The 14116-nt window shown below is 74.1% G+C and carries 10 protein-coding genes and 1 pseudogene; 4 read left to right on the top strand and 7 right to left on the bottom strand.

The features are described 5' to 3' along the window. Nucleotides 1–71: 71 nt before the first annotated feature. The 5 genes and pseudogenes from SCATT_RS17840 to SCATT_RS39660 all read right to left on the bottom strand — a co-directional run bounded on the left by SCATT_RS17840 (nt 72) and on the right by SCATT_RS39660 (nt 5068). Nucleotides 72–989: an ABC transporter permease gene (locus SCATT_RS17840; protein WP_014144494.1), complete on the bottom strand. Its 918-nt coding sequence runs from the start codon at nt 987–989 to the stop codon at nt 72–74. Beyond that, nucleotides 986–2128 (bottom strand): hypothetical protein, encoded by a 1143-nt coding sequence (locus tag SCATT_RS17835; RefSeq protein WP_014144493.1) that lies wholly within the window; start codon nt 2126–2128, stop codon nt 986–988. The genes SCATT_RS17840 and SCATT_RS17835 overlap by 4 nt, the downstream gene beginning before the upstream one ends. After that, nucleotides 2125–3072 carry an N-acetylneuraminate synthase family protein gene (locus SCATT_RS17830; RefSeq protein WP_014144492.1) on the bottom strand — a complete coding sequence of 316 codons (948 nt, stop codon included), beginning with the start codon at nt 3070–3072 and terminating at the stop codon, nt 2125–2127. The genes SCATT_RS17835 and SCATT_RS17830 overlap by 4 nt, the downstream gene beginning before the upstream one ends. 47 nt (nt 3073–3119) lie before the next feature. Beyond that, nucleotides 3120–3815: pseudogene (locus SCATT_RS39665) on the bottom strand (acylneuraminate cytidylyltransferase family protein); the annotation flags it as partial. Next, entirely contained in the window at nt 3800–5068 is a 1269-nt protein-coding gene (locus SCATT_RS39660; protein ID WP_014144490.1) for a DUF6716 putative glycosyltransferase, read from the bottom strand. The gene SCATT_RS39660 and the pseudogene SCATT_RS39665, both read right to left, overlap by 16 nt. 260 nt (nt 5069–5328) lie before the next feature. Between SCATT_RS39660 and SCATT_RS17815 the strand changes: the two genes are divergently transcribed. The 3 genes from SCATT_RS17815 to SCATT_RS17805 are packed head-to-tail and all read left to right on the top strand — an operon-like array spanning nt 5329 to nt 8821. Continuing rightward, nucleotides 5329–6366 carry a glycosyltransferase family 2 protein gene (locus SCATT_RS17815; protein WP_014144489.1) on the top strand — a complete coding sequence of 346 codons (1038 nt, stop codon included), beginning with the start codon at nt 5329–5331 and terminating at the stop codon, nt 6364–6366. Next, nucleotides 6366–7700, top strand: coding sequence for a polysialyltransferase family glycosyltransferase (locus tag SCATT_RS17810; protein WP_014144488.1), 1335 nt, complete (start codon nt 6366–6368; stop codon nt 7698–7700). The genes SCATT_RS17815 and SCATT_RS17810 overlap by 1 nt, the downstream gene beginning before the upstream one ends. Next, nucleotides 7697–8821 (top strand): acyltransferase family protein, encoded by a 1125-nt coding sequence (locus SCATT_RS17805; protein ID WP_014144487.1) that lies wholly within the window; start codon nt 7697–7699, stop codon nt 8819–8821. Before SCATT_RS17810 ends, SCATT_RS17805 begins: the two co-directional genes overlap by 4 nt. On the opposite strand, the gene SCATT_RS17800 is transcribed toward SCATT_RS17805, so the two are convergent. Further along, nucleotides 8793–9473 (bottom strand): TetR/AcrR family transcriptional regulator C-terminal domain-containing protein, encoded by a 681-nt coding sequence (locus tag SCATT_RS17800; RefSeq protein WP_014144486.1) that lies wholly within the window; start codon nt 9471–9473, stop codon nt 8793–8795. The genes SCATT_RS17805 and SCATT_RS17800 overlap by 29 nt on opposite strands. Before the next feature lie 97 nt (nt 9474–9570). On the opposite strand from SCATT_RS17800, the gene SCATT_RS17795 reads away from it, so the two are divergent. Further along, nucleotides 9571–11082, top strand: a complete 1512-nt coding sequence (locus tag SCATT_RS17795) for an FAD-dependent monooxygenase (RefSeq protein WP_014144484.1) — start codon at nt 9571–9573, stop codon at nt 11080–11082. 648 nt (nt 11083–11730) lie between these two features. Here SCATT_RS17795 and SCATT_RS17790 read toward each other — a convergent pair. After that, nucleotides 11731–13329, bottom strand: a complete 1599-nt coding sequence (locus tag SCATT_RS17790) for an acyl-CoA mutase large subunit family protein (protein ID WP_014144483.1) — start codon at nt 13327–13329, stop codon at nt 11731–11733. Nucleotides 13330–14116: the final 787 nt, after the last annotated feature.

Raw genomic sequence — 14116 nt, 5'->3', positions numbered from 1 at the left:
TGAGCGGAAGGTGGATCACGGGTGGCGTGGGGTTGAACGGGGTGTCGTGGGCCGGTCACAGTGCGCGGTGGTCAGCCGCGTCCGTACCGGTCCTCGGCCTGCCAGCAGGCGGCGGCGCCGGCGACGAGGGCGAGCAGCGCCCAGCCGGCGGCCAGCGGCCAGGCGTGCGGGGTGAGCCGGCCGTAGGAGCCGAGCAGGGCGTGCCGGGCGAGTTCGATGTAGACGGCGCCGGGATTGGCCTCCAGGCAGAGGCGGACCAGGTGCGGGGCGTGGGCGGTGACCTTGGCGATGCTGTAGAAGACGCCGCAGGTGTACATCCAGGTGCGCAGCAGGAACGGGACGAGTTCGCCGATGTCGTGGTTGCGGGCGCCGACGCGGGCCATGAGCATGGCGCAGCCGAGGTTGAAGAGGGTCTGCGCGGTGAGCGCGGGGATCAGCAGCAGCCAGCGCCAGGTGAACGGTTCGCCGGTGGCCAGCACGATGGCGACGACGATGCCCATGGAGAGCACCAGTTGCTGGAGTTGCACCAAGGTGGCGGCGATGGGCAGGCAGGCCCGGGGGAACCGTACGGCTCTGATCAGTTCGAGGCGGTTGGAGATCGACCAGGTTCCGGTGGCGATCGATTCGCGGGAGTAGGTGAAGACGAACACGCCGACGGAGAGGAAGGCGATGTAGTTGCCGCCGGTGCCCGCCTTCTTGTCCAGCAGGACGCCGAAGACGAGCCAGTAGACGCCCACGTTGAACAGCGGGGTGAGCAGGTGCCAGACCTGGCCGAGCCGGGCGGTGGCGTACAGCGCGGTGAGCCGGGCGCGGGCGTAGGCGACGGTGAAGTGGCGCCGCTGCCACAGCTGCCGGGCGTACTCGGCCGGGGTGGGGCGCCGCACGGCCGGGGTGAGCCCGTGCCGCCGGGCCAGTTCGGCCAGGGTTCCGGCGGGAGGCGCGGGACGGGGCGGCGTGGTGAGCGTCGGGGTGCCGCCGGCCGGGGTCACCAGGTCACCGCCCGGGGGAACGGCAGGGCCGGGGGCGGGCCGGCCGGGGTGACGGCGGGCAGGCCGTGCCGGGTGCGGGCGGCCCGGGTGATGCCGGTCAGGAAGGTGTGGGCGCGTTCGGCGGCGCCGTCGGCCAGCCAGGCGGGGTCGATGTCGCAGACGGCGACGGTGACCCCGGTGCCGGCCAGCGCCAGCGGGAGGGTGTGGACCACGGTGGAGGGGAAGCTGAGCAGCCGGGCGCCGATCGGGCCGCGCCGGGCGACCAGTTCCAGCGGCAGGTCGGGGCGGACGATCTCCAGTCCGGTGACGGCGGACAGGCGGCGCAGTTTGTCCTCGCGTTCCCTGCGGTGCGCGAAGTAGCGGGTGGCGCCGTGCGCGGCGGTGAGCGCGGCGACGGCGGCGAGGTAGCGGTCGGGGTCGACCACGCCGGTCTCCACCAGGGAGGTGCCGATCAGGTCGGCGCCGGGGCGGATCGCCGGGGGGCCGTGGCGTTCGCGGGTCCAGCGCAGGGTGTTGGCGCGCAGGGTGGTGCCTTCGGGGGCGGTCACCGGCATGGTGGTGAACAGTTCGACGCGGCGTCCCCGGCCCGCCGTCAGCCGCCGTCCGGCGAGCGCGGCCACCGGCCCGAAGGCGGCGCCGAGGGCTCCGCCGCCGCCCCGGTGCCAGCGCACCAGCCGCCGGCCGCTGCCGAGCAGCGCGACGAACTCCAAGGTGGCCGTGCCGTCGTCGATCACCGTGATCTCCCGGGCCCGGCTCAGCGGCAGCAGCGCCTGGACGAGCCGGGAGAACGGGTCGCCGAGGACGAGCCGGCCGGCCCGCACCAGGGCCGGGGCGAGCGCGGTCAGGGTGCGCAGCGGCCCGGCGGTGGCGGTACGCGGTTCGCACCAGCGCAGCGCGAGCCCCTCGTCCCTGGCGAGTTCGGCCATCCGGCGGATCTGGCCCCGGCTCATCGGGTCGCGGGGCGGCAGGACGACGGCGGTGACCCGGTCGTCCTCGCCGGCCGTGCGCCGTTCGTGGACCCATTCGAGGAGGTTGAGGATCTGGACCGGGGATTCGACCAGGGCGAGGGTGTCCGCGGCCGGGCCGTCCGCCGGGTCCCGCGGCGGGCCGGCGGGCGCGGTCGCGTCCGCACCGTTCACGCCGTGACCGGCTCTCGGTCCGCGTCGGCGGCCCGGGCCTCCGCCTCGGCGACCGCCCCGGGGACCCGGCGCAGCTTGCGCATGGGGGCCAGTTCGCCCTCGTAGACCCGCTTGACGCCGTCGCCGAGGGCGCGTTCCACGATGCGGATGTCGCGGACGAGCCGCTGGAGTCCGGGGACCTCGACGGAGGCGGCCTGGTCGGAGCCCCACATGGCGCGGTCCAGGGTGATGTGGCGTTCCACGAAGCAGGCGCCGAGGGCGACCGCGGCCAGCGTGGTCTGCAGGCCGACCTCGTGGCCGGAGTAGCCGATCGGCACGTTGGGGTACTCGGCCTGGAGGGTGTGGATCATCCGCAGGTTGAGCTCCTCGTGCTTGGCCGGGTACGTGGAGGTGGCGTGGCACAGCACGATGTTCTCGCTGCCGAGGACCTCGACGGCGTGCCGGATCTGCTGGGGGGTGGACATGCCGGTGGAGAGGATCACGGTGCGTCCGGTGGCCCGCAGGGCGCGCAGCAGTTCGTCGTCGGTCAGGCAGGCGGAGGCCACCTTGTGCGCGGGCGGCGCGAAGGCCTCCAGGAACTCGACGCTGGGGACGTCCCAGGGCGAGGCGAACCAGTCGATGCCCGTCTTGCGGCAGTAGGCGTCGATGGCGCGGTACTCCGGCTCGCCGAACTCCACCCGGTGCCGGTAGTCCAGGTAGGTCATGCGTCCCCAGGGGGTGTCGCGTTCGAGGTCCCACTGGTCGCGGGGGGTGCAGATCTCGGGGGTGCGCTTCTGGAACTTCACCGCGTCGCAGCCCGCTTCGGCGGCGGCGTCGATCAGCCGGTAGGCGTTCTCCAGGTCGCCGTTGTGGTTGATGCCGATCTCGCCGGTGATGTAGACGGGCCGGCCGGGGCCGACCTGCCGGTCGCCGATGGCGCGCGGGCGGGGGGCGGTCGAGGTCACGGGGACGGTTCCTTTCGCGGGGCGGGTCAGATGTGCTGGGGCGTGGGGTCGAGGAGGTCGGCCAGCGCCCGGGCGCGGCCGAGGTCGGCGGGGTCGTCGATCTCCAGGACCCGGGCGGGGTCGGTGCGCACCAGGGCGGTGCGGCCGAAGAAGCGGTGGCCGGCGGCGCGCAGTCCGTCGCTGCGCATGGCGTAGGCGGCGCCGGTCTCCAGCAGGTCCTCGGGGCGGTCCTGGCGGCGCGGCCGGGTGGCGCGGTCGTGGTTGACGCCGTGGCCGCCGTCCGGGCCGGCCCGCCACAGGAAGCCGTGGAAGGGGGCGACGGTCAGCGCGGTGTCGGCGCCGTCCTCGGTGACGGCGGCGGTCACCGCGTCGATCTCGGCGGCCGTGACGAACGGGCTGGTGCACTGGACGAGCAGGACGACGGGGACGGTGACGTGGTGGCCGTCCTCGTAGGCGGCCAGGGCGTGCAGCACGGCGTCCTCGCTGCGCGCGGTGTCGCCGGCCAGGTGGGCGGGGCGGGCCACGGTCTCGGCGCCGGCCGCGCGGGCGGCGGCGGCGATGGCGGCGTCGTCGGTGCTGACCACGACGGCGGTGACCCGGCGGGCGCCGTGGCAGGCGCGGATCGCCCGGGTGATCAGCGGTACGCCGCCGACCGGGGCGAGGTTCTTGCCGGGGACGCCCTTGGATCCGCCGCGGGCGGGGATGACGGCGAGTACGGGTCGTTCGGTCACAGTTGCCCCCAGCGGCGGATGAGCGGGGCCACGTGCTGGACCCCGTGCCGGTAGGCGCCGCGGGCGGCGTCGCGTACCAGGCGGTGGACGGTGCCGCGCAGCCGGCCGACGGGTGCCTGGCCGGGTGCGCTGCCGGGCAGTGGTTCGCCCTTGGCGTCGAGGTGGTGGCGGGCGAGGAGCGCGGGCAGGTAGCCGGGCGCGGTGGCGGCCGTGTAGTAGGGCCGCAGCGGCGGGAGTTCGCCGCCGGCCAGTTCGGTGACGCGGCGGCGCACGGTCGCGTACGGGTCGGGGCCGGGGAGGGCGCCGTGCCGGGCGGCCCAGGCGGCGTCGGCCGACGGCAGCGCCCCGGCGTCGAGTTGGTCCCAGGAGGCCAGGCAGCCGGAGCCGAGGAAGTGATGGTTGCCGAGGGCTTCGCGGACGCCGAGGTCGGTGAGGACCGCGGTGGGGATGCCGCGGTGGATCGCCTCCAGGGCGGCGGTGGAGCTGACGGTCACCAGCAGGTCGGCCTCGTCGAGGACGTCGGCCATGGGCCCGTAGGCGAAGCGCAGGTTGGGCGGCGTGGCGAGGCCGGCGGCGAGCTTGGGGTAGGGGTGTTCCTCGATGTGGGTGGTGTGTTCGCCGGGTTTGCTGCGGAGTTTGACGATCACCTGGCGTCCGGTGTGCCGTCGGGCGTGGTCGGCGGCGCGGCGCAGCAGGTAGCGGCGGTCCTCGCGGCTTTCGGGTACGGAGGGCTGGACGGCGAGGACGACGGTGCGCGGGCCGTCCGGGCGCGGGGTGTGCGGGGCGCCGCCGAGGAACGGCAGGGCGCCGGTGACCACGCTGCCGGGGTCGGCGCCGACGCCTTCGTAGACGGCACGGAACCGGGCCGCGTCGTACGGGCTGTTGGCGAGCACCAGGTCGGCGCCGTGCCGCAGGAGGAGTCCGTCGGTGAGCTTCTCGTAGACCACGCCGACGTAGCCGGTGACCACCACGGGGCGCCGGGCCCGTCCGCGCCAGGCGTGGGCGAGGCCGTGGAGCATGGCCTGGACGGTGCCGCCGACGCAGGCGAGGACGATCACCTCGGCGTCGGTGGTGGCCACGGCGGTGAGGAAACCGGCGGCGGTGACCTCGCGCAACCCCTCGGCGGCGAGGCCGACTTCGTCGAGCTGGCGGGCGGTCGGGGTGGCCCGGCCGCGCAGCAGCAGCCCTTCGGGCAGGGTGTCCGGGGCGATCCGGCGGGCGGTGGCGGCACCCCATTTCCAGCGGGTGTCGGAATCCGCGAGCACGGTGATCCGGTGCGGGCCGGGCCGGTTTTCCTCGGCGTCGCGTGGCTTTTCCGGAGGGGCACTTGTCGGCACGACGCAGACCGTAGGAATCGAATCGGAGCGTCGGGCGTACGAGGTGGCAACAAATGGTTAACAGCGTGCCGACGGACGGCGCACGACCCTTGTGCCGCTTGGTGGTTCACGGCTTTGCCGCGCTTCGTTCACTTCTCGGTACACGCCCGGCAATCCCGGATGGCGGCGGGCGTCCTAACGTTCGGCGGGTGGTCAAGCTCTCCGTCATCGTGCCGTTCTACAACGTGCAGGAATTCGCTCAGGACATGCTGCGAAGTCTGGCCCTGAATGCGCGTTCGGATTTTGAATTCGTGCTGGTGGACGACTGTTCCACCGACCGGACGCCGGAGATCCTGGAGCACGCGGCGCTCGGCGGCGGGCTGCCCGGGGCGCGGCTGATCCGGCACCGGGCCAACGCGGGGCTGGCGACCGCGCGCAACAGCGGTCTGGACGCCGCCGAGGGCGAGTACCTGGCGTTCCTGGACGGGGACGACTGGCTGGCCCCGGGATATCTGCCCCGGCTGCTGGCGGCGATCGAGCGGCTGGGGTGCGACTTCGTGCGCACCGACCACGTCCAGGCTACCGGCCGGGAACGGGTGGTGCACCGGGTGCCGCACGGGCTGCGGAACGTGGTGCTCCCGCCGCGTGCGGCGATCCTCCCGGCCGACCGGGCCACCTGCGTGGACTATCCGTACGCCTGGGCGGGGATGTACCACCGCAGGCTCAAGGAGGCCGGGCTGCTGCACTTCACCGACGGGCTGCGGACCGCGGAGGACCGGCCGTGGATCTGGCGGCTGCACCGGGAGGCGGACTCCTTCGCCGTGCTGGGGCTGCTGGGCGTCTTCTACCGGCGCGGGGTGGCGACCTCGCTGACCCAGATCGGCGACGTGCGCCAGCTCGACTTCATCCGCGCCTTCGACCAGGTGCTCGCCGACACCGCCGCCGATCCGCGCGCCGACGAGCTGCTGCCGAAGGCGGTGCGCACCTACTGCGCGATCATCTCCCACCATCTGGCCGGCCAGGACCGCTTCCAGCCCCATGTGGCGCGCCGGCTGCGGTCGTCGAGCGCGCGGGCGCTGCGCCGGATGCCGCAGGACCTGGTGGACTCGGCGCTGGACGCGATGGACCTGGAACGGGCGGCGGTGCTGCGCCGGTTGCGCCGTCCGGCGCCGCTGCGCGGGCCGGCGGTCTTCGGGCGGGTGCCCCGTCCCGGCGCCGCGGCCCGCACCGCGGGGGCGGCCGTCTGATGGCCCGCACCCAGATCCTGCTCGCCTCGACGCTCTACGGGGTGGCGACGCTCGCCGCCGCGCTGGACGCGGGGTGCCTGCCGGCCGCCGACCGCCGGCTGCTGGTGGTCAGCAACAACGCGGCGGTGCCGGAGACCACGCCGGGCCCGGACGCCGCCCCGGGTTTCGGCGCGCTGCGGGACCGCTTCGACCAGGTGGTCTCGTGGAACGGGGCGGTCTTCCCGTTCCATCCGGGCGGCTGGTCGCCGCGCCCGGAGGACGTGCCGTTGTGGGAACGCCATCTGCGCTCGCTGTGGGACCTCGGCGCCGACGAGGTGTCGCTGGTGGTGGAGTCGATCCAGGTGGAGCCGGCGCTGGCGCTGGTGCGGCTCTTCCCCGACGCGCCGGTGGAGGTCTACGCGGACGGGCTGATGAGTTACGGCCCGACCCGCAACAAGCTCGATCCGCTGGTGGCCACCCGGATCCGTGCCCTGCTCCACCTCGACCTGGTGCCGGGGCTGACCCCGTTGCTGCTGACCGAGTACGGGGTGCCGCCGGTGGTGGTGCCGTCCGAGGCGTTCTCGGCGGTGCTCTCCCAACTGGCCGCCGCGGCGCCGCCCTCCGGCGTTCCGACGGGCGCCGCGCTGCTGCTGGGCCAGTACCTGTCCGCGCTGGGCATCCTCACCGCGCGGGAGGAGGAACACCTCCACCTGCGGATGCTGCGCGGCGTGGCGGCACGCGGCCACCGCACCGTGGTCTTCAAGCCGCACCCGTCGGCCCCGGCGCACTGGACGCGCCCGCTGGAGAAGGAGGCCGCCGAACTCGGCGTCGAGCTACGGGTGGTGGACACCCCGGTGCTCGCCGAGGTGCTCTTCACCGCCACCCGCCCGGAACTGGTGGCCGGCTGCTTCTCCACCGCGCTGATGACCGCCTCCTCCCTCTTCGGCCTGCCGGTCGCCCGCACCGGCACCGCCGCGCTGCTGGAACGGCTGACGCCGTACCAGAACAGCAACCGCGTCCCGGTGACCCTGGTGGACGCGCTGCTGCCGCCGCTGGACGACGCGGACGGCGCCGCGTACCCGCCGCCGGGCACCGCCGGACTGGTCTCGCTGGTGCGGGCGGTCGGCTACTGCATGCAGCCGTCGGCCCTCCCGGGGCTGCGGGACGACGCGGTGAGCTGCCTGGCCGCGTGTCCGCCGCCGTTGCGGGCCCGGTACTTCAAGCGCCGCCGGCTGGCATCGCTGGCGTTGCCCGGTGGCGTCCCGGCGCGGCTGGCGTTCCTGCCACGCAACGCCCTCGCGCGCCGGCTGGTGCGCCGGGCGCGGGCGATCCGGCGCCGGGTGAGGCCGGCGTGACCGCGGCACCGGTGGCCGCCCTCGCCGACGGCACGGCACCACGACGGACGGCGCCGGGCCGCCCCGCCCGGCTGCGGGCGCTGGACGGGCTGCGGCTGGTGGCCGCGCTGGCGGTCTGCGGCTACCACTACGCCGGGCGCGGCGGGGACATCGCCCGGGCCTGGGGCGCCTCCCCCTCCCGGCTGTTCCCGGGACTTGCGGGTCCGGCCTCCTACGGGTGTCTCGGGGTCCAACTCTTCTTCGTCATCAGCGGGTTCGTGATCTGCATGAGCGGCTGGGGCCGTGGGCCGCGGGCGTTCGCCGCGTCCCGGGCGGCCCGGTTGCTGCCCGCCTACTGGGCCGCGGTGCTCCTGGTCACCGCGGTCTTCGCGTTGCCGTGGGTGGCCTACCATCCGGTGTCGCCCAGTGACCTCCTCACTAATCTGACGATGCTCCAGATGCCGGTGGGCGCCCACCGGGTGCTCGGGGTGTGCTGGACGCTGTGGGCGGAGGCACGCTTCTACCTGCTGTTCGCGTTGTGTGTGCTGTGGCGCGGCGGCGGGGCGACGCGGGGCCGAGTGATGGTGTTCTGCGTGCTGTGGACGGCGGGCGCGGTGCTGGCGGACGCCTCCCACGACGCGTTGCTGCGCCAGGTGCTGATGCCTGAGTACGCTCCCTTCTTCGTCGGCGGGATGGGCCTGTATCTGGTGTACCGCTTCGGCCACCACGCGGCCGGGTGGGCCGTGGTCGCCGCCGGCTGGCTGCTGGGCCAGCACTACGCGGTGCGTGAGCTGGTGCAGCCGGCCCACGCCGCCGCCTTCCACCACCGCTCCCAGCTCGCCGTGATCGCCCTGGTGACCCTGGCCTTCGCCGCGGTGGCCGCGGTCACCCTGACCCCGCTGGCCCGGGTCCAGGTGCGCGGGCTGACCTTCGCGGGTGCGCTGACCTACCCGTTCTACCTGGTGCACGAGCATCTGGGCTGGGTGGTGGTGCGTCTGCTCCACCACGGGCTGCGGCTGCCGGCGCCGGTGGTGCTGGCGGTGACGGTCGCCGTGATGCTGCTGCTGGCCTGGGTGCTGCACGTGGTGGTGGAGCGCCCGTCGGCCCCTCGGCTCAGACGGTCCCTGTCGGCCGTTCCGTGACGGCGCCCGGGGCCAGCCTGGCCTCGATCCCGGCTATGGTGACGGCCAGTCCGGCCTCGTAGCCGCTGTCGTAGTCGTCGAAGAGCTCCGTGCCCACGGCGGCGACGTACGGGTAGTCCGCCAGCCGTGCGGCGCGCTCGCCGATGTCGTAGAACGGGTCGCGTTCTCCGGGCAGCGGCATCACGGCCTGCTCCTCGATCACGAAGCCGATGGTGTAGGCGTAGGCGGTGAACCAGGCGCGCCCGGCCGTGCGCACCGTGAACCCCCGCTCCACCAGGGCGCCGAGCATCCGGTCCAGCGGGCCGGCGTACTCGGTGCCGGTGTACCGGGTGCCGCTGAACACCTTGGCACCGTCCCGGTAGGAGAGCAGCGTGCCTCGCAGCGCCCGCATCGCCTCGGCCAGCAGGTCCTGCCACCGGGCCGATCCGGGCCAGTCGTCCGCCGACTGCACGGCGTCCATGATCCCCTGGAAGATCCGGGTGGCCATCTCGTCGAGCAGGGCCTGCTTGCCGGCGAAGTGCCAGTAGAGGGCGGGGGCCTTGACGTCCAGCTCGGTCGCGATCCGACGGAGCGTCAGCCCCTCCAGGCCCGTCTCGTTGAGCAGCCGCAGCGCGGTCTCCACCACGGTCAGTCGGTCAAGTCGCGTCACCACCTTTCCATCTTCGCAGGTCGCTGCCGCCCACTTGACAATTTAACGCCGTTAAGGAACCTTGTCCAGAGTGAATTTAACGCCGTTAAGGAGGGGCGTCATGACGGTCACGAACAGCACGGACACCGAGGTCCTCATCGTCGGAGCGGGGCCCACCGGGCTCACGCTCGCCTGCGACCTCGCCCGCCGCGGGGTCGCCCACCGGCTGGTCGAGCGGGCCGGCCGGCTCTTCCCCGGCTCCCGGGGCAAGGGGTTGCAGCCGCGTACCCAGGAGGTCTTCGACGACCTCGGGATCGTCGACGCCGTCCACGCGGCCGGCGGCCCCTACCCGCGGATGGCCAAGTGGGAAGGGGGCGTCCGGGTCACCGAGTGGGACTTCATGGAGGCCGTGCCGCCCAGCCCGCACGTCCCCCACGGCCTGCCCTGGATGGTGCCGCAGTGGCGCACCCAGGAGATCCTCCACGACCGCCTGCGCGAGCTGGGCGGATCCGTGGAGTTCGGCACCGCCCTGACCGCCCTGCGTCAGGAGCCGGACGGCGTCGTGGCCACCCTCACCGGCCCCGACGGCGCCACCGGCACGGTCCGCGCCGCCTATCTCGTGGCCGCCGACGGCGGTCGCAGCACCGTGCGCCACGCGCTGGGCATCGGCATGACCGGCGAGAGCGTCGACCCCAGCCCCGTGCTCGTGGCCGACGTCCGCGTCGAGGGCGTCCCCCGCGACAACTGGCACGTGTGGCCCGAGGCCGACGGCGGCCTGGCGATGCTCTGCCCGCTGGCCGGGACCGACACCTTCCAGCTGGTGGTGCGGTACGAACGCGACGGGGAACACCCCGACACCTCCCCGCAGGGGGTCCGCGAGGCGCTCGCCGCCCGCACCCACTTCTCCGCGGACCAGGTCACCGACGTTCTGTGGGCCTCCGACTTCCGCCCCCGCGCCGCGCTCGCCGACCGCTTCCGGGCCGGCCGCGTGCTGCTCGCCGGGGACGCCGCCCACGTCCACTCCCCGGCCGGCGGCCAAGGGCTCAACACCGGTGTCCAGGACGCCTACAACCTCGGCTGGAAGCTCGGCCTGGTGCTGCGCCACGGCGTCCCCGACGCGCTGCTCGACAGCTACCAGGACGAACGGCTGCCGGTCGCCGCCGGAGTTCTGCGCATCAGCACCCGGCTGCACACCGCGGTACGCACCACCGTCGGCCCCGCGTCGATGCGCCGCGACGCGGAGACCCGCCAACTCGGCGTCGGCTACCGCGGCGGCCCACTGAGCCGTGAACACCGCACCGGGCTCCCCGACGACGCCCTGCACGCCGGCGACCGCGCCCCCGACGCCCACGGCCACACCACCGACGGCCGCCCGCTGCGCCTCTTCGACGCCTTCCGCGGCCCCCACTTCACCCTCCTCGCCGTGGGCACCGAGCAACCGCCGCCCGCCCTCGACCCCGCCCTGGCCCACCTCTGCCACGCCGACGGCGACGAGATACGCACCGCCTACGGCACCGGCTTCTTCCTCGTCCGCCCCGACGGCTACGTCTCCGCCGCCGCCGACACCCCGGCCCCGGTGGCGGACGCCTTCGCCGAGTTGCTGGGGCGCGCGCCGGTGAGGGTGTCCGGGTAAGGACCGGTGGCGCGGGTCAGCCACGGTTGCCCGCGGGTTCCCTCGCCGGGAGCGGGCCGGTGCGGGACGGTTCGTTGGGGCGGAGGGCTTCGGCTCCGGGAGCGGGCTGGGCGCGGGCGGACTCCGGTACGGGGAGCGGTCTCCCTCGCCGGGAGCAGGCCGGTGCGGGGCGGTTCACGAGGCCGAGGCTTCCGCCCCGAGGGAGCGGGCCCGGCGCTGGCAGGCTCCGACCGGGAGCGGTCGCGGCGCGGGAGCGGGCGCGGGAGCGGTCCTGGCGCCGGGGCGCAACGGGAACGGGGGCGCGGCCGGGGAGTCGCCGGACCGGGGGTCGCCTACGGACCCCGCGACCACCCCCGCACCGGGCCCTCGGACCCGAGGTCACCTTCCGGACCCGACCTCCCGCACCCGAGGCCGCCCCCGTTGCCCCCGGACCGCCCCGGAACCGGGGCACCGAGGTCACGATGGGAACGTGGGCACCGGGATGGCCTCGGGGCCGGAACCGTCTCCGGGGCGGGCGGAGGCCGCCTCCCGCACCTGGAGTGGTCCTTCCTCGCCCGAAGCGGGCTCCCTCACCCCGAGCAGGTCCGCCACGGCAGCGGTCGCCGTGCCGTGGTCTCCCACCGGGACGGTGCGGCCCGGCGCTACGGGTCAGAACGCGTCGGCGGGGACGTAGGCGCCCCAGACGTCGCGGAGGGTGTTGCAGACCTCGCCCACGGTGGCGCGGGCGCGGAGCGCTTCCCGCATCGGATAGAGCACGTTGTCGCTGCCCGAGGCGGCCTGGCGCAGGGCGGTGAGCGCGGCGTCCACCGCGGCCTGGTCGCGGTCGGCGCGCAGCTTGGCGAGGCGTTCGGCCTGCTGGGCCTCGATCGCCGGATCGACGCGGAGCGGTTCGTAGGGCTCCTCCTCGTCCAGCTTGAACCGGTTGACGCCGACGACCACCCGCTCGCCGGCGTCGGTCTCCTGGGCGATGCGGTAGGCGTTGCGCTCGATCTCGTTCTTCTGGAAGCCGTGTTCGATGGCGTCGACGGCGCCCCCGTACTCCTCGACCTTGCGCATCAGGGCGACCGCGGCCTCCTCCAGTTCGTCGGTCATCTTCTCGATGACGTAGGAGCCGGCGAACGGGTCGACGGTGGCGGTCACGTCGGTCTCGTACGCCAGCACCTGCTGCGTACGGAGCGCCAGCCGCGCCGACTTCTCGGTCGGCAGGGCGATCGCCTCGTCGAAGGAGTTGGTGTGCAGCGACTGGGTGCCGCCGAGTACCGCGCCCAGACCCTGTATGGCCACCCGCACCAGGTTCACCTCGGGCTGTTGGGCGGTCAGTTGGACGCCGGCGGTCTGGGTGTGGAACCGCAGCATCTGCGACTTGGGGTTCTTCGCCCCGAACTCCTCGCGCATCACCCGGGCCCAGATCCGCCGGGCCGCGCGGAACTTGGCGACCTCCTCCAGGATCGTGGTCCGCGCCACGAAGAAGAACGACAGCCGCGGCGCGAAGTCGTCCACGTCCATCCCGGCGGCGATCGCGGTCCGCACGTACTCGATGCCGTCGGCGAGGGTGAACGCGATCTCCTGCGCCGGGCTCGCCCCCGCCTCGGCCATGTGGTAGCCGGAGATCGAGATCGTGTTCCACTTGGGGATCTCCGCCTTGCAGTAGGCGAAGATGTCCGCGATCAGCCGCAGACTGGGCTTGGGCGGGAAGATGTAGGTGCCGCGGGCGATGTACTCCTTGAGCACGTCGTTCTGGATCGTGCCGGTGAGCTTGTCGGCCGGCACCCCCTGCTCCTCGGCGACCAGTTGGTAGAGCAGGAGGAGCAGCGCGGCCGGGGCGTTGATCGTCATCGACGTGGAGACCTTGTCGAGCGGGATCCCGTCGAAGAGCACCCGCATGTCGTCGACGGAGTCGATCGCCACGCCCACCTTGCCGACCTCGCCGTGCGCGATCGGGGCGTCCGAGTCGTGCCCCATCTGCGTCGGCAGGTCGAACGCCACCGAGAGGCCCATCGTGCCGTTGGCGATCAGCTGCTTGTACCGCGCGTTGGACTCGCTCGCCGTGCCGAACCCGGCGTACTGCCGCATGGTCCACGGCCGGCCGGTGTACATCGTGGGGTACACGCCCCGGGTGAACGGATAGCCGCCCGGCTCCCCGAGCTTGGCCACCGGGTCCCAGTCCGCCAGATCCTCAGGACCGTAGACCGGTTCGACCGGCAGCCCGGACTCGCTCACCCGCTTGCCGCCCGACTCGCGCCCCATGCTCCACGCCTTCCGCTGTGAGTTTTACGGCTGAGAGTTACCCGCTTGCGTCGCCGCCCGCGTCCTGTCCGCTCGCCGACCGCGCCGGTTACCGCGAGGTAGCAACTGTTCCCGCCACGGACTGTAGTGGCGGCCGTGCGAGCCGTGGAGGGCGGCGGGCTGGGACCTTGCTCACAACGCGGGCGGGTCGGCCTGGACTCAGCATGCCCGCCGGAAGTGGCGTCACTCACGCACCAGGGGTGAACAACGGGGAACGTAAGCCTTGTGGACGCGGGCGGGGTGGGGGGGAAAACACCCCGCCCGCGTCAGGCGCGGACTCTCGGCCGGTAACGGGGGAACCGGCACGTCCGCGGGCCGATGACCAGTCGGCCCGTAAGTCTCTGCGCCGGGGGCGCGAAAAGTGTTACAGCCGCCCCCGGACTGTTCGGTACGGGACCACTCGGCGACTGCCCGGTCGCCGGCCCGGGACCGGCCACCGGCCCCGCGCCCGACCCAGAGGAACGGACAGCAGCCCCCGGACCCTCGACCCCGGCGCCGCGCCCCCGACGCCGCCCCGCCCACCGACCGGGGACCAACCACCGGCCCCCCACCCCGCTCCCGGGACCGAACCTCAGCCCCCGCCTCGACCGCCCGGCCCACCCCGTGCCCAACGTCACCCGCGACTGCTCCGGTACGCCCGATCCACCCGCGCCCTCCTCGCCGCGACGGTGGCCCCGGGGCTCGCCGGGGCCGGTCTGGTGGTGGCGCAGGCCATGCTCATCGCCGGGATCGTGGTCGGCGCCTTCCA

The organism is Streptantibioticus cattleyicolor NRRL 8057 = DSM 46488, assembly GCF_000240165.1.
Lineage (GTDB): Bacteria > Actinomycetota > Actinomycetes > Streptomycetales > Streptomycetaceae > Streptantibioticus > Streptantibioticus cattleyicolor.
This window is presented reverse-complemented; position numbering and strand designations above follow the sequence as displayed.